We start from the raw sequence: 15,406 nt of genomic DNA, 5'->3' as shown, positions 1-15,406 counted from the left end.
TATTTGGATTTCTGCTTCAAGGCAGATTGAAAGAAATAAGTCTATTAAATCGCTTCAGCTGAGTGATCACTCTTCAGCTGTTCGATTCTTTCTCTATCACTTATATTTAAATCTTTATGATTAAATACCAAATTTAATAAAATTGCCGTAATACTTCCTAGCACAATTCCATTTTCCACTAGCAAACGGGCACTAGTAGGGAGACTTTCGAAGATTTGCGGAACTACGGCTGAGCCCAGTCCAATACCTATTGAACAGGCCACAATCAGCAAGTTTTCATTTTTGGAGAAATCTACGGATGAAAGCATCCTAATACCTGAGGATATAACCATACCGAACATTGGGATCATGGCCCCGCCCAGAACAGCCATAGGAATAATCGTTGTTAAAGCAGCTACTTTAGGCAAGAGTCCAAGAACCATGAGAATTACTCCAGCAGCGATAACGACATTCCTGGTCTTTACCTTCGTGAGGGCAACAAGGCCGACGTTCTGTGAAAAAGAAGTATATGGAAAAGCATTAAAAATACCTCCTATTGCAACAGCAAGCCCCTCAGCCCGTAGTCCCTTTTTAATATCTTTGGAGTCTAGCTTTCTTTCACACACATCACCTAGCGCCAAAAATACCCCCGTAGACTCTATCATGCTTACAATGGCAACAAGAGTCATGGTAAGGATGGCAGATGCATTGAAGGTCGGAAAGCCGAAATAAAATGGCTGGACAACATGAAACCAGGAGGCATCCGAAACTTCCGACAAGCTTACCAGCCCCATGAAATAAGCAGCAATGGTGCCTGCGATGAGTGAAAGCAAGACAGAAATGGCTCTCATATACCCTTTAAATAAACGATTCATGACAATAATCAGCACAAGGGTAAAAACAGCAAGAAACAGATTTTTTCCGCTTCCATAATCCGGTGATCCAAGTCCGCCTGCTGCATTATTCATCGCAACCGGAATAAGCGAGACCCCTATTATCGCCACAACCGAACCTGTAACAACAGGCGGAAAAAAGCGCATGATTTTACTCATAAACTGCGATAAAATCATAACGATGATGCCCGAAGCAATAATGGCTCCATAAATGGCAGTTATCCCCTGCAGATTGCCAATGGCGATCATCGGCCCAACAGCTGTAAACGTACATCCCAGGATCACAGGCAGTTTTATGCCAAAATGCTTCCCGCCAATCACTTGAAGCAAAGTGGCAATCCCGCAAGTAAATAAATCAATTGAAATCAAGTAAGCAAGCTGCTGAGCGTTAAGGCCAATTGCAGGGCCCACGATTAGCGGTACAATCACAGCTCCCGCATACATGGCCAGAACATGCTGAAACCCTAAAGTCCCTACCTTCCAAGGATTTAATTTTTCCAAAAGCTTCCCCTCCAGGTTAATCTTTTGTTTTCTTTTGCATGAACCAGCAATAACGAATGGACAAATCACCTCCCTAAAAAAAAGATATAAAAAAAACCGCAGCAATAGAACACATCACAAACGGATGATCTATTGCTGCGGTTTCATAAAGCTTTCGGTAAACAAAAGCTGAAGGAACCGCCTTCATATGGATTTAAGATAAATGCGTCATACACAGCTATCCCAAATATAATCTTTTACTCTTTAAAATATATAATTGTGCATGCTTCTTCTGTAACAGGATCATAATCTTTTAAAATGGTCCTTACTTTGAGATCAAGAGTTGCTTCGATATGCACCTTAAATAACGATTTAAACTCTGCAATCAATGCAGAATCAACCGAAATGGTTAGGTGATGAAAGTTTTTGCTTAGCATCTTCAGCGCCTGTACGCGCTTATGCTGGGCAAAAATGATCACTCTGTCATCAAAGGTTTCAATCCGCTGTTTTTTTACTCCCACACCATAGATCTCCTGGTTAATTCGGTTATATAGGTGAGCAAGGTCTTTTTTAAAAGTTGGATGAAAGTGGGATGAGGTGAAATTCATAATGTCCTCCTGTTAAACACTATATTAAACAAACTGCTTTTATGCGTCAATATTGTTTTTCAGAAAATTTTGACTTGACAAAATATTAACGGAGCTATTAAACTTCAAAGCAACTTACCCCTAATTTCTATAAAAATTGGCCAAAATCCTCTCAATGAAAAAAAATACTTACCTGATTTTCGTATAACCTCAATAATTGGTTTGAGGGTCTCTACTAGGAACCGTAAATTCCTGACTACGAAAAGAGATGTGTGCTTTATCTGCACAAGACTCTTTTCTTATTTAGGAATTTTTTTATGTTTTTTAGTCTATTTAGAAGAAAAGGCATAATATCTTAGATAAAAACACCAAAACTTCCAGACCACAAATACTCCAAAATTCAAATCTGCCAAAAAGGGCTAATTGCCTATCCAGTTTTGTACCATCTAAAAATTAATAGGTTGACAATGGGAATTCCTATAGATTCCCTTTCCATAAGGAGGCATAAAATTGAAAACCATTCAATTCACAGTTAATGGAGTACAGTGCTCGATTACCTGCCCGCCTGCCAAAACTCTTCTCGATGTCCTCAGAGAAGATCTCGGGCTGACTGCAAGCAAAGAATGCTGCGGAAAAGGAGAATGCGGTTCCTGCTCTGTACTAATCAATAACGAGGTTGCCTGTTCTTGTCTTGTCCTTGCCGGTCAGGCAGAAGGACAGGACATCATCACATGCGAAGGTGTGGGGCTAACTCCCAACCTGGATGTAATTCAGGAGTCTTTTGTTGAAGAAGGTGCTACACAGTGCGGTTACTGTACACCTGGAATTATTGTTTCTGCAAAAGCTTTTTTAAACGGAATTAACCAGATTCCAACTACGGATGAAATAAAAACAGCACTAGGCGGGAACCTGTGCCGCTGCACAGGCTATACCAAAATAATCAAAGCTGTCCAATCAGCCGCAGCCAAAAATGATTCCAAAAAGGAAACCATTACAGGCTAATGGCAGGTGCGGCCATTCTCTTGGCAGGAGGACAGTCTACTCGGATGGGGGAATTAAAAGGACTGCTCTCCTGGCATGGACGGACATTATTTGAATACCAGCTGCAGACACTGATTGAATCACCTTTTTCAGATGTTATCGCTGTTGTAGGCTACAGGTCTGAAGAATTAGAAACGATGGCAAAAAATTATCCCGTCAAAGTTGTTAAAAATGACTTATTCCATACAGGAAAATGCTCTTCCATCATTGCCGGCGTTAGTGCTGCTAACACTCACGCGCGTAATATTCTAATTACAGCGGTCGACCAGCCGGCATCAGAACTGACATTAAAACGGCTTTATAACGTGCAAATCAGAGAGCGCAGCCTAATTACTGTTCCAGTCTTTCAGGGTAGAAGAGGACATCCCGTTTTGTTTTCTTCCGGTTTGCGTGAAGAGCTTTCTGCCATCAAAGAAGAAACAAAGGGGCTGAGAAGTGTTTTCCAAAAGCATAAAAGCCTCGTAAAAGAAGTTCCAGTAGATGATTCTTCTATCCACTTGAATTTAAATACCCCGGAAGATTATTTACATGCATTAAAAATAAAATAAGGAGGTTTGCCCATGCTTGTTTCTGAAATTGATATCATCACCCCTTCCTCTCTTTCTGAATGCCTTGCGTTTCTGGCCCAAACTAATAAAAAACATAAATTGCTTGCAGGCGGCACAGATGCAACAGTACGGATGAAGGAAGGAAAATGGCGCCCTGAGGTTTGGGTTAATATAAAGAGCTTAAAAGAACTTCGCGATATCGAAGAAAAAGAAGGCTGCATCCATATCGGTCCCTTAACAACACATACAGACATTGTCCGATCTCCCCTGCTCCAGAGAAAAGCGGATGTTCTGGTTGAGGCGGCCCGGGAGGTTGGGGCAACGCAAATGCAAAATATGGGGACAATCGGCGGCAATATCGGAACTGCTTCCCCCGCAGGAGATACACTCCCGGCTTTATATGTCCTTGGAGCCATACTTGAAATCAGCTCATTAAACACCAAAAGGCTAGTCCCCATTGAACAGTTTTTCACTGGTCCGGGAAGGACTGTTTTAAGAGAGAATGAAATGATTACGAACATCTTGATTCATCCGCAAGTGCCAAACGAGATCGGGATTTTCCAAAAGCTCGGCCCCAGGAAAGCCCAATCTATTTCCATTGTGAATGTCGCGATTTCCTTAAGAATGATTGAAGGCCGGCACTGCCAAGGCGGGAAAATTGCTTTTGGGTCGGTCGGCCCAACGATCATCCGTGCAAAAAAATGTGAATATCTTCTTTCACAGGGACCGCTGACAGAAGATTTAATCCAGAATATCGCCAAGATTGCCTGGAAAGAAGTCATGCCAATCACAGATGTCAGAGCGACTGCAACCTATCGGCGCGATATGGCGAGCGCCCTGCTGGAAAGAGGATTATACCGATTGATCAGGAGGTGGGAAAACCGATGACCGATAACCAAGCCAATCCTGAAACCTTCAAGTGGGTTGGAAAAAGAGTCAAGAGAATAGACGGCCCTGAGAAAGTAACAGGGGAATTAAAATATATGACGGATTACCATTTCGATAACATGGTATGGGGAAAAGTATTACGGTCCGAATATCCTCATGCAAAAATTAACCATATTGACACCAAAGAAGCCAAAAAGCTTCCTGGAGTGATATGTGTTCTGACACACAAGGACATTCCCGGATTTAACGGATTTGGAATTGTAGTGCCCGATCAGCCAGTCCTTTGCTCTAAGGTGGTCCGCTGCACGGGCGATGCTGTAGCGCTTGTCGCTGCAGAAACACTGGAAATTGCCGAACAGGCTCTCTCTCTAATAAAAGTAGATTACGAACCATTGGAGGTTGTGACAGATGCAGAGTATGCTATGACACTTTCCGCTCCCCGGCTTCATCCTGACGGGAATATTCACAGCCACGTAGCCATCAAAAACGGGGATACCGAAAAAGCGTTTCAGGAAGCAGATATTATTGTTGAAAATACCTTTTATTCCCCGCGGCAAATGCACGCTTTTATTGAGACGGAAGGCGGCTGGGGAGTTATGGATGAGGAAGGATTTATTACGATTCGCTGCCCAGGCCAGTATGCATACCGGGACCGGATGCAGATTGCCCGTTCGCTTGCCTATAATCCTGAACGCATTCGGGTGATTTCCAGCCCTATTGGCGGTGCTTTTGGCGGGAAAGATGAAATCACGGTTCAAATTTATCTTGCGTTATTAGCCATGCATACGAACGGCCGGCCTGTTAAAATCCATTACAGCCGTGAAGAGTCTGTGATTGCCGGCATAAAGCGGCATCCTTTTAAAGTCCAGATGAAAACAGCGGCCAAAAGTGACGGAACACTCCTGGCAAACGAGGTTAGGGCAGTTGGTGATACAGGCGCTTATGCCTCCCTTGGCGGAGCTGTTATTGCACTTGCCATAGAACATTCTTGCGGACCCTATAAGATTCCGAATGTTGATCTAGAAGGATTTTGTGTTTATACAAACAATGGCATTGCAGGGGCTTTCAGAGGTTTTGGCGTTAACCAGGTTTGCATGGGGATTGAAACCCATATGGACATGATTGCAGAAAAGCTGGGTATCGACCCAATAGATCTGCGCAAAAAAAATGTTTACCATCAGGGTGAAGTTTCAAGTGTAGGGCATGTCGTCAAATCGAGCGTCGGGACTTATAAGACACTCGAAACAGCGGAAAACTGTGACTTGTGGCGAAACAGGGAAAAATATAAAGCTGATGTAAGTGAACCCTGGAAAAAGAGAGGGATCTCATTGGCGACCTCCTTCCACGGGATCGGAATGGGAATCGGCCTTCCGGACTATGGTGCAGCATCAATCGAGTTGCTTCCAGATGGGAAATTTCTAGTTGGGGTGGGATGTGAAGAAATCGGCGGAGGCAACAGTACGGTCTATGCCCAGGTGGCTGCGGAAATACTTAACAGTGATATCTCAAATATTCAAGTGGTTCAGGGTGACACTTCCCGAACCTTGGATGGAGGAACCGTCACTGCCTCGCGTTCTACCTATACAGGCGGCCGCGCCGTTGCCACTGCTGCCCCCAATATGGTGAAACTGCTGACGCAAACAGCTGCAGAAATGCTGAACATACCTGCTTCTAAAGTAGCAATCAACAGAAATCATATTGCAGCAGATGGGAAAAAATTAGCCTATCAATCCATCTATCAATATCTTTATGATAATCGTAAAACTACTAGGGTTGAAGGGCATTTTTACCTTCCCAAAGAAAAAGAAGAGATTGAAGGATCAGGCGGAGCCCCCCATCATTTGTACGGCTATTTAACTCATGTCGTGATGGTTGAAGTAGATACGCTAACTGGAGAAACGGATGTTCTTCGTGTCGTTTCCATTCCGGATGCAGGAAAAGTGATGAACCCACAGGGTCTTGAAGGGCAAACGGAGGGCGGAGCCGTTATGGGGATTGGCTATACACTTTTTGAAGATATTTTAATTGAGGACGGCTATCATAAAACCCGCAATTTTACGGATTACATCATTCCAACGATTCGGGAAACCCCTCTAATAGAGACCTTCCCTGTTGAGGAAACGGAGGCAACAGGACCTTTTGGGGCAAAGGGGATCGGTGAGGTAGTGATGATTCCGATCATCGCGGCCATTATCTCGGCAATCCATGATGCAACAGGGGCCAGAATCTATCATTTGCCCGCAACCCCTGAAAGGGTATTTAACGCGTTAAAATCTCTAAAAAATAAAAAGACCCAGTCTGCAAGGTGATCCAATTGATGAACCCTGATATGTATAAAAAACTGGAAGATACGATTAAAAGCCGAAAAGATATTTTCCTGCTGACAATTACCGATCATTCGGACAGCGGGCTGATCGGATCCAAAGCATTGCTGCATACCGATGGAAAACTATATACTGATTACCTCCTTCCTCCTAATTTAAAACAAAAATTAATTGAAAACTGCGAAAAATTCATACGCAAAAAATACTCGGGTTCAGTTAGATTTTTCAGCAATAATACTTCTGTAGAATGCTTTGCAGAATACTTCCCTGCCCCCCTTCACCTCATCGTCGCTGGTGCCGGCCATGTTTGTGAACCGATGGCTGGAATGGGAAAAATGCTCGGTTTCTATGTCACAGTCATTGATGACCGGCCTGAATTTGCTAACAGAATTCGTTTTCCCGAAGCAGATGAGGTAGTTTGCGAATCTTATATTAACTATTTCAAGAACGTAGACATCACGGAAAAAACTTATATCCTTCTTTTGACAAGAGGTCATAAATTTGATGTTTTAAGCTTAACCGAACTTTTAAATCGCAATGAACAGCCTGCTTATATCGGCATGATTGGCAGCCGCCGGCGAATCTCCGGTGTTTTTGAGGAGATACGCCAGGAATATCCAAATGAAAGCTTTGATCATCTCTATACTCCTGTCGGCCTCGATATTGGTGCAGAAACACCTGCCGAGATTGCCGTCAGCGTGATGGCCGAAATTTTAAAAGTTAAAAATCAAAAATCTGGCAGCTCATTGAGCGAGAAAATCAAAAAGCATGCCAAAAAAGGTTTTCATGAGGGGGCCGGCACATGGAACAAATGCACCTCATAAGGCGGTCTCTGGAAATCATGAAAGGGGGTGAAAAAGCCGCACTGGCAACCATTATCCGTACGAAAGGTTCTACTCCGCGAAAAGCCGGAAGCAAAATGATTGTCTACCCTTGCGGAAAAATTGAGGGAACCATTGGGGGCGGCTGCGGGGAGGCAGAAGTAATAGAAAAAGCGTTTGAAGTGATTAAGACGAACAGGCACAGCCAGCAGCGTGTCGATCTCACAAAAGGCCTCTTTTATGAAGATGGCGGAATTTGCGGCGGCATTATGGATGTCTTTATTGAACCATTGTAATACTTCAAATTTATGGTGTTAAACAGATTTCGCGGAAGATTTTCGAGTTTTCGCGGGATAAAATGAAATTTTCGCGGTTATATTTAATTTTTCGCGGATATGTTTATATTTAACTATTCCTCGCAGATGGATTTAGCCATTTTAACGGTTAAATTGTACTTTCTGCTGATTATTCCAGAAATCTACAGATTTCCTATTTAAAAATTTTATCTTTTAACAAAAAATATTGAATCTTTCTCGTTTCCAGCTTATTTGCACTAGGACTTGCTGATCTCGGAATGCAAATTTAAGCAAGGAGTGATCATTCATGTCGATGATTGAAAAGGATTTAGGATCCGGTCTCCCACCCTCCTCACAGGCAAGCCTACTAGAAAAGATTTTTAAGCTTTCTGAACGGAAAACGAACGTTAAAACAGAAATTCTCGCTGGCATTACTTCGTTTATGACGATGAGCTATATTATTTTCGTGAACCCGAGCATATTGGCTGATGCAGGAATTCCCAAAGAAGCTGCATTAGCTGCAACCATTTATGCAAGTGTTTTTTGTACACTTTTAATGGCACTTTGGGCCAACTTCCCTGTAGCAGTTGCACCGGGAATGGGGTTGAATGCATTTTTCGCTTATACGGTTGTGCTGGGGCAGGGACTTTCCTGGCAAACAGCCTTAGGTGCAGTTTTTATATCGGGTATAGTGTTCTTAATCCTGACCGTGACCGGTGTCCGGCAAAAAATTGTCGACGGCGTCCCCGGTGTGCTGAAATCAGCCATAGGAGTCGGGATTGGTTTATTCATCGCCTTTATTGGCCTGAAAAATGCTGAGCTTGTCGTAGCAAATGAAGCCACTTTCGTGGGGCTTGGAGATATCACAAGCACAGGTCCCCTGCTTGCTCTATTCGGACTGATTACTGCTGCTTTATTAATGGCTAAAAAAGTGAAAGGCGCCCTTTTAATCAGTATTTTGGGCACTAGCGTATTAGCCATGATAGTAGGTTTTATCGCCTATCCAAAAGCAATCAGCGATGTTGCTTCCCTTTCATTGCCCAGCATGTCTGAGACTTTTATGGCAATGGACATAATGGGGGCAATTCAATATGGTATTATTTCTGTCATTTTCTCCTTCACTATTGTTGAATTATTTGATAATTTAGCCACATTGATCGGATTATCCAAAAAAGCCGGCCTTACAGACGAAAACGGCAAAATCGAAAACCTTGACCGCGCCCTTCAGGCTGATGCGGTTGGAACCATGGCCAGCGCAGCTTTTGGAAGTACAGCTCTAAATGCATACGTCGAAAACGCAACCGGTATTTCCGAAGGGGGGCGTACAGGTTTAACCGCTTTAACAGTCGGTTTGCTATTTTTCCTTTCACTTATCTTCGCTCCGTTAATCTATTTCATTCCATCCGTAGCAACCGCGCCTATACTCATTCTCGTGGGAGCCTTAATGCTTAGTGAAATTAAGCATATCAGCTTTGATGATTTTACAGATGTCATACCTGTATTTTTAACGATTATTTTAATGCCATTAACCTTCAGCATTGCGCAGGGTCTGGCTTTTGGTTTTATCTCTTATACCCTATTAAAGCTTTTAACAGGCAAGCGAGATCAAATCCACTGGATTATGTATTTTGTCAGCGCAGCTTTTATAATCAACTTTATCATGGGCGGGCATTAATTTTAGGCTCTGTTAAACTGGCCTGTTGATTTCCGCTCCAGGCACTCAAGCTGTCGCGGGCGGTCCGGAAGCCTCCTCGGCGCATTCGCGTCTGCGGGGTCTTCCTTCGACTCGCTCCTCCCGTTGGAATCTCGCGCCTTCCACTCCAATCAACAGGGTGCCAAATACACAACAATCAGCAATAACACAGCCTAATTTTAAAAAGGGAGGAGTTTAAATGAAGCTAACATTGGAGGTTTTAAAAAAAAGAATTGACGTGGCAGCCAAAAGGACTCCTGCCGATCTCGTTATTAAAAATGGGAAAGTTATAAATGTTTTTACCAGAGAGATCCTCCAAGAAGATATAGCGATTGCTGATGGCTATATCGCAGGATTGGGCAGCTATGAGGGGAAGCATACCATTGATGCTGCGGGCAGCTACATTGCCCCCGGTTTCATTGATGGGCATGTCCATATTGAATCCGCGATGGTTACGCCTGCTGAATTCAGCAACGTTGTCCTCCCACATGGTGTTACCACCGTTATTGCTGATCCGCATGAAATTGCAAATGTCAGCGGATTAACAGGCATTGATTTCATGCTCAAAGCTTCAGAGGATATACCGCTTGATGTGTTATTTATGCTTCCTTCTTGTGTACCCGCAACACCGTTTGAAAATGCCGGTGCACAACTAAGTGACACGGATCTTGAAGGCCTTTACGCCCACCCGAGAGTGATCGGACTTGGAGAGGTTATGGATTATCCCGCAGTTATGCAAAATCATGAAGGAATGTTAAAAAAGCTTGAGGGCGCAAGCAGCAATGGCAAGTATATTGATGGCCATGCGGCTGGACTGAATGCTGATGGCATCAATGTATACATGTCAGCAGGGATTAGAACCGACCATGAATGCATAAATGCTGAAGAAGCACTGGTTCGTCTTCGCCGAGGCATGCATGTCATGCTGAGAGAGGGATCTGCTGCCAGAGACTTAATCCCTCTTCTAAAAGCAGTCAAAGAACAAAGCGCACGACGCTGTTTATTTGTGACCGATGACAAGCATCTTGACGACCTTATGAACGAAGGCAGCATTGACCATAATGTCAGAATGGCTATAAACGAGGGCGTGGACCCCATACTTGCTATCCAAATGGCCACTCTGAACGCTGCAGAATGCTTTGGCCTCAAGCACAAGGGCGCGATCGCTCCAGGTTATGAAGCTGATCTGCTGTTTCTAAGCGATCTGAATACCGTCAAAATCGATAAGGTAATGAAAAACGGAATACTTGCAGCTGAAGACGGTGCCATCAAACATCCTGCAAAGACCAATATGGCTCCAGCCCCTTCAATAATAGACAGTGTCAGGATTAACAGCTTAAATTTTGAGGATCTTAAAATAAATATAGGAGAAGGCAATGCAAATATAATTGGAATTATTCCTAATAGTATTGTTACCAAACACTTGGTGGAAAAGCCGGATAGCCTCCATGGCTTTTTCCAGCCCAACCCTGAAAAAGACTATTTGAAGCTTGCCGTCCTTGAAAGGCATAAAAACACCGGCAACCTTGGCCTGGGTATCCTAAAGGGGCTGGGTATCAGCAGAGGTGCGATTGCTTCAACTGTGGCACATGATTCCCATAATATTGTCGCTGCCGCCACCTCTGACGAAGATTTGCTTGTGGCGATTAATCATACTGCAAAAATAAAAGGAGGCCTGGCTGTTGTACAAGATGGAATAGTCCTCGCTGACCTTGCCCTGCCCATAGCCGGCCTCATGACGGATCGGGATTCAGCCTTCATCAACGGTCAATTATCAGAATTGAATCAGGCATTGCGGAAAATCGGCTGCAGCATGCTCTTCAACCCTTTTCTGACACTATCGTTTTTGGCGCTCCCCGTTATACCGGAGCTTAAGCTGACCGATAAAGGATTGTTTTCAGTAAAAATATTCCGCCACATATCGGTTGCTGAACAGACTCTGCAATAAAAAATGAGGCCGGGATTAGCTCCCGGCCTCATTCTATTTTTTAGTAACTTGCTCATCGCCTAAAGACAATGCCGTCCATGCTGATTCGTCTGCAAAATACCGGCTCCAGCTTGCAACTCCGGCCAATTTGTATTTTCTTGCCAAATCAGCGCGTTTTTTCAGAGATAATTCATCTTCTAGCCATATCCTGTACGTGGTTTGATCTTCTTCCGAATAATGCTCTGCATAATTTTGTCCGCTTGCATGATCATAAGCTGGATTAATCTTGTTCTCGCTAAGCCATTCTTTTACTTTGTTCATGGATAAAGCCTTGGAAGACACTTCTCCTGACTGTTTTTGTTCCCATAGCCTTGCATATAAAGGAACTCCCAATATTAGTTTTTCATTAGGTACTGCCTCCAGAAGAATTTTCAGGTTTTCCTCCACCCACGGAATGCTCGCCACACTCCCCGCAACCGGAGAACTTCCCCAATGTTCATCATAAGCCATGACCACCATATAATCCGCTATCTCGGCAAGTTCATCCCGTTCATAAAAAGCTGACCAATTCCCGCTGGAAGAAATGAACGTAATATCCATTGACACAATCAAACCTGCTTCATGAAAATAAGGGGTTGCTTCACGTACAAACTGTGTAATAAGGGGCCCATCCCCAGGGTTGACATTTTCAATATCAAGATTGATTCCGTTTAATTCGTACAGCTCGCTGAAATGGAGCAGCTGGCGAATCATGTTCTGCCTTGTTTGGAAGGACTGGAACGCTTCATGGGTCAAAACCGGATCAAACGCATTGGAGAACAAGCCCCATACTTGGTAACCCTGCTGCTGTGCCCATTTTGAAAATTCAATCGAGCCGCGGTTCTTAATAGAGCCGTCTTCCTTAGAAAGTTCAAACCAGGTTGGAGATACGACATTGACGCCAGGCATCTTTGGAATCTTCGAAGTATTGGGATTATGTGAATAAACGGCTTCCCAGGTCAGCTGGATAGGCCCTTCAATTCTTGGAACAGGTTTCACCTCTTCCTCTATAGCAATGGAAACTTGCTCTGTCTTCCCTTTTACGATGTATTCTTTGTTTAGATAACCAGCTGTACCGTCTTTTTTTCTAACAAAATAGTAATCTTCTTTAACATCCTCAACCAGAATTTTCTCTTTTGGAGAAACAGAAGCTGTATACGGTGACTGCAAACTGGCATCAGTGCGAAGTCGGAGCATTTCTTTATGAATATCTTTATCAGCTACTTTTCCGGCAGCCAGCTCCTCTCCGTCTTTTTGCACCCATACAGTTCCTGAATCCGGCAGAATCGAATAGGTTATCGGGTAATAAGTTAAAAGCGGTTCAATCGCCAGATATTTCTCTTCTCTATTTTGTTTAAAAACATTAAAATGCAGATCGATTGGTGTCTCGTTTACGTAATAAGTAAGAGATTCAGAAGGCATCTGCACCACTTTATTTTTAGTTGCTATAATAATAGACTGCGATTTTTCGTCAAAGATGATATTCTCATCGATAAACCCGTGTAAAAAAGATAGCGGCAAATAAACTGCTTCACCTTCAATAAGGGCATTGCCCTGCTGCTTCCCCTCAAATAAAATTGGATTTTCACCTTTAAAATAGGATGCTTTTTCATTTGAAGCAAAAGGATATATCAGCATAAGCACACTGGAAAGCATCAATATAAAAGCAAACAAAAGCCCTGCAAAAATAAGCTTTTTGGCTTGAGGCTTTTGCTGGTTTATTTCAATATTAGCCATTGACATTTCCTCCCTTATAACCATCGTATCTAAATGTTCAGAAAATGGGAAGGAAATATAGAACGGCTGGCAGGTTCGCACTAATTTCTTGCCCCCTTATATAACGAAAGAAATATAAGAATAGTTTCGATATTAGTGCAATTTAGCAAAAATTTCTTAATAGGTTGTAAATTGAGTGAGTTTTTGCAGCCTATAGGTAATATATTTTAAAGTCGGCAGCTTTTCATTCGATTTATAATCATTTGTATATACTGCTCCTTTATTTGCCCATAGCTTATGAAAATATGCCTCCACATCCTGCATGACTTCCGATTGGGCAGGAGCGATAATTTTCAAATCTGTTTCCAAATTCAGGTCATCCAAATTTCTTCTCGTAAAATTAGCTGACCCTGCGATTATAATGCTATTTTCTTTTCCAGTTATATACATAAGTTTCGAATGATATTGTTCAAAACCTGTGTTATACCAGCGGATCTTAATATTCTCTTGGCCGAGCTTGTCCAGTTCTGCTGCCACTGGGATATTCGGAAGGCCAATCTTTTCCGATCCAAATGCGTTCTGATTGGGATCGAGAATCATTTTAACCTTTACTCCCCGTTCAGCGGCATCTTTTAAGGCATTAACGACTTCCCGGTCTGCTAGATAAAACATGCCCAGCCAGATGGATTCACCATGTTCAGCTTCATTAATCTCTTTGACAATATGTTTATATATTTTACCTTCTGTCAGTACTTGAGCCTTCACTGAACCGTTTTTTCCATTTGTCCGTGACTTGACGGAAGGAAGATTGCCGGATGCAGAATAGTCCACAACAGCCTGTTCGGTTTTTACCAGGTCAGACAAAATAGTTCCCTTCACTTCAAAGGCGATATTTGAATGGAACCCGCTGGCATTATGAGGATTTCCGGATGTAACGATTCCTGTTTTTTCGGTCACAAATACCTTTCGATGATTTGCTTTAATGTTCATAAGATCCAGATAAGAGCGGAATGTAACGTCAGGTGCATTCTTGGCTAGTGGATTAGGAAGCCACCCTTCTCCCCCCTGGCCAAACCATTGAAGAAACACGCGCCAGAAAGCGGAATAGATGGGATTTGAATCCCTTAAAGGTATTAGTGCAGTAAAAACAACATTTACTCCATTCTCTTTAAGTTCCTCAAGTTCCGGCACCCTATGAGATCCATAACTGCTGTTTATACGATCCGTAATAACAGTGATCTCCATATCAGGGTGTTTTTTCTTTTGGGCAATAATTTTGTCCATTATCTTGCCGCTAATATCCGGAAAATCCTGGTCACTATCATGGTAGCCATTAAATAAAAACATATCCATCACAATGAAATCTTCTGCTTCTCCAATCGCTTCAGTTATTCGCTGAAATATCTGCTGATCACTTTCCCTCTTGCCATTTTTCTTTTCATAGGTAAGGTCATATAGAAATTGAATGTCTTCAACAGGGTAAACGTCCCCCTCAAAAGAAAGGCCATTTGGCAATGGTTTATTGCTTTGATAGATAATGGTTGCTGTTAAAATAAGAATCAGGCTCAATATGGGAATCCATACCCTTTTTCTTTTTATAAACCCCTGAACCTTTTGCACTAAGACTCCCCCTAAAGTCAGATACCTATATATAGACCATTTTTGACCATTGTAAACGCTCTTATGCTTCTCAAAGAAAAATAAAAAGGCGGAAGATTGTGCCTCCGCCTTAAAAACTGTTCCACTGGCCCAGTTGCCATTTATCCTACAACCTTAACAAGCATATGTGACAGCTTATGTTTCTCCTCTTCAGTTCCTGCCTTCCAAAGTTCCTGAAGCAGCTTCTCTTCACGATTACGAGGTTCTTCTTTGGAAGCTAAATAGTCTCCCACTTTTTGAGCTGTGTTGGCTAATTGTTCTTCATCCATGCCCATCTTTTTGCCCATTGAAATTTTTCCGCTTAGATATTCTTTAAATTCATCAAAGTTAGAAAGAATTTCTTCCTTCTTTTCACTTCCCATATTGTTAAGCTTTTGTTCCACGTTTTCTGCTTGTCCATTTGTATTATTCATGTTTTGTTCCATACTGCATCTCTCCTTTTACTGGTTTGAATGCTGTGACAGTTAATAATTACCCTGAAATATTTTTATCAAACAAATAAATACAGTAAAAAA

13 protein-coding genes and 1 riboswitch are annotated in these 15,406 nt (G+C 42.6%); of the genes, 8 read left to right on the top strand and 5 right to left on the bottom strand.

All coding sequences use genetic code 11. The features are described 5' to 3' along the window. Positions 1-44: 44 nt before the first annotated feature. Both DFO73_RS20225 and DFO73_RS20220 read right to left on the bottom strand, forming a co-directional pair. Positions 45-1,373 (bottom strand): nucleobase:cation symporter-2 family protein, encoded by a 1,329-nt coding sequence (locus DFO73_RS20225; protein WP_110066506.1) that lies wholly within the window; start codon positions 1,371-1,373, stop codon positions 45-47. 236 nt (positions 1,374-1,609) lie between these two features. Continuing rightward, positions 1,610-1,960: a Na-translocating system protein MpsC family protein gene (locus tag DFO73_RS20220; protein WP_110066505.1), complete on the bottom strand. Its 351-nt coding sequence runs from the start codon at positions 1,958-1,960 to the stop codon at positions 1,610-1,612. A gap of 159 nt (positions 1,961-2,119) precedes the next feature. After that, positions 2,120-2,218, top strand: a riboswitch (purine riboswitch). 231 nt (positions 2,219-2,449) lie between these two features. Here DFO73_RS20220 and DFO73_RS20215 point away from each other — a divergent pair. The 8 genes from DFO73_RS20215 to ade all read left to right on the top strand — a co-directional run bounded on the left by DFO73_RS20215 (position 2,450) and on the right by ade (position 11,498). Further along, entirely contained in the window at positions 2,450-2,941 is a 492-nt protein-coding gene (locus DFO73_RS20215) for a (2Fe-2S)-binding protein (protein WP_110066504.1), read from the top strand. Next, a complete protein-coding gene (locus DFO73_RS20210; protein WP_110066503.1) occupies positions 2,941-3,528 on the top strand; it encodes a nucleotidyltransferase family protein in 588 nt (195 codons plus the stop codon). The genes DFO73_RS20215 and DFO73_RS20210 overlap by 1 nt, the downstream gene beginning before the upstream one ends. A 12-nt stretch (positions 3,529-3,540) precedes the next feature. After that, positions 3,541-4,416 carry an FAD binding domain-containing protein gene (locus DFO73_RS20205; protein WP_110066502.1) on the top strand — a complete coding sequence of 292 codons (876 nt, stop codon included), beginning with the start codon at positions 3,541-3,543 and terminating at the stop codon, positions 4,414-4,416. Further along, positions 4,413-6,725, top strand: coding sequence for a xanthine dehydrogenase family protein molybdopterin-binding subunit (locus DFO73_RS20200; RefSeq protein WP_110066501.1), 2,313 nt, complete (start codon positions 4,413-4,415; stop codon positions 6,723-6,725). Before DFO73_RS20205 ends, DFO73_RS20200 begins: the two co-directional genes overlap by 4 nt. Positions 6,726-6,733: 8 nt before the next feature. Further along, entirely contained in the window at positions 6,734-7,564 is an 831-nt protein-coding gene (locus tag DFO73_RS20195; RefSeq protein WP_110066500.1) for an XdhC family protein, read from the top strand. Further along, positions 7,543-7,857: an XdhC family protein gene (locus tag DFO73_RS20190; RefSeq protein ID WP_110066499.1), complete on the top strand. Its 315-nt coding sequence runs from the start codon at positions 7,543-7,545 to the stop codon at positions 7,855-7,857. The genes DFO73_RS20195 and DFO73_RS20190 overlap by 22 nt, the downstream gene beginning before the upstream one ends. Before the next feature lie 307 nt (positions 7,858-8,164). Beyond that, positions 8,165-9,532: an NCS2 family permease gene (locus tag DFO73_RS20185; RefSeq protein WP_110066498.1), complete on the top strand. Its 1,368-nt coding sequence runs from the start codon at positions 8,165-8,167 to the stop codon at positions 9,530-9,532. Between the two features lie 217 nt (positions 9,533-9,749). Beyond that, positions 9,750-11,498, top strand: a complete 1,749-nt coding sequence (gene ade, locus DFO73_RS20180; RefSeq protein WP_110066497.1) for an adenine deaminase — start codon at positions 9,750-9,752, stop codon at positions 11,496-11,498. 33 nt (positions 11,499-11,531) lie between these two features. Here ade and DFO73_RS20175 read toward each other — a convergent pair whose 3' ends face one another. The 3 genes from DFO73_RS20175 to DFO73_RS20165 form a co-directional block, all read right to left on the bottom strand. Continuing rightward, positions 11,532-13,253: a glycosyl hydrolase family 18 protein gene (locus DFO73_RS20175; RefSeq protein WP_110066600.1), complete on the bottom strand. Its 1,722-nt coding sequence runs from the start codon at positions 13,251-13,253 to the stop codon at positions 11,532-11,534. 156 nt (positions 13,254-13,409) lie between these two features. Further along, positions 13,410-14,852: a phospholipase D family protein gene (locus DFO73_RS20170; RefSeq protein ID WP_110066496.1), complete on the bottom strand. Its 1,443-nt coding sequence runs from the start codon at positions 14,850-14,852 to the stop codon at positions 13,410-13,412. A gap of 140 nt (positions 14,853-14,992) precedes the next feature. Then, positions 14,993-15,316, bottom strand: coding sequence for a DUF3243 domain-containing protein (locus DFO73_RS20165; RefSeq protein WP_110066495.1), 324 nt, complete (start codon positions 15,314-15,316; stop codon positions 14,993-14,995). Positions 15,317-15,406 lie beyond the last annotated feature (90 nt).

Source organism: Cytobacillus oceanisediminis (assembly GCF_003182355.1).
Classification (GTDB): domain Bacteria; phylum Bacillota; class Bacilli; order Bacillales; family Cytobacillaceae; genus Cytobacillus; species Cytobacillus oceanisediminis_A.
Note: the sequence above shows the minus strand (reverse complement) of the source record. Positions and strands in the feature narration are given on the sequence as shown.

Coding starts and splice junctions, on each gene's coding strand:
- DFO73_RS20220 (WP_110066505.1), bottom strand. CDS start 1,960: ATGAATTTCACCTCATCCCACTTTCATCCAACTTTTAAAAAAGACCTT.
- DFO73_RS20210 (WP_110066503.1), top strand. CDS start 2,941: ATGGCAGGTGCGGCCATTCTCTTGGCAGGAGGACAGTCTACTCGGATG.
- DFO73_RS20205 (WP_110066502.1), top strand. CDS start 3,541: ATGCTTGTTTCTGAAATTGATATCATCACCCCTTCCTCTCTTTCTGAA.
- DFO73_RS20200 (WP_110066501.1), top strand. CDS start 4,413: ATGACCGATAACCAAGCCAATCCTGAAACCTTCAAGTGGGTTGGAAAA.
- DFO73_RS20195 (WP_110066500.1), top strand. CDS start 6,734: ATGAACCCTGATATGTATAAAAAACTGGAAGATACGATTAAAAGCCGA.
- DFO73_RS20190 (WP_110066499.1), top strand. CDS start 7,543: ATGGAACAAATGCACCTCATAAGGCGGTCTCTGGAAATCATGAAAGGG.
- DFO73_RS20185 (WP_110066498.1), top strand. CDS start 8,165: ATGTCGATGATTGAAAAGGATTTAGGATCCGGTCTCCCACCCTCCTCA.
- ade (WP_110066497.1), top strand. CDS start 9,750: ATGAAGCTAACATTGGAGGTTTTAAAAAAAAGAATTGACGTGGCAGCC.
- DFO73_RS20175 (WP_110066600.1), bottom strand. CDS start 13,253: ATGGCTAATATTGAAATAAACCAGCAAAAGCCTCAAGCCAAAAAGCTT.
- DFO73_RS20165 (WP_110066495.1), bottom strand. CDS start 15,316: ATGGAACAAAACATGAATAATACAAATGGACAAGCAGAAAACGTGGAA.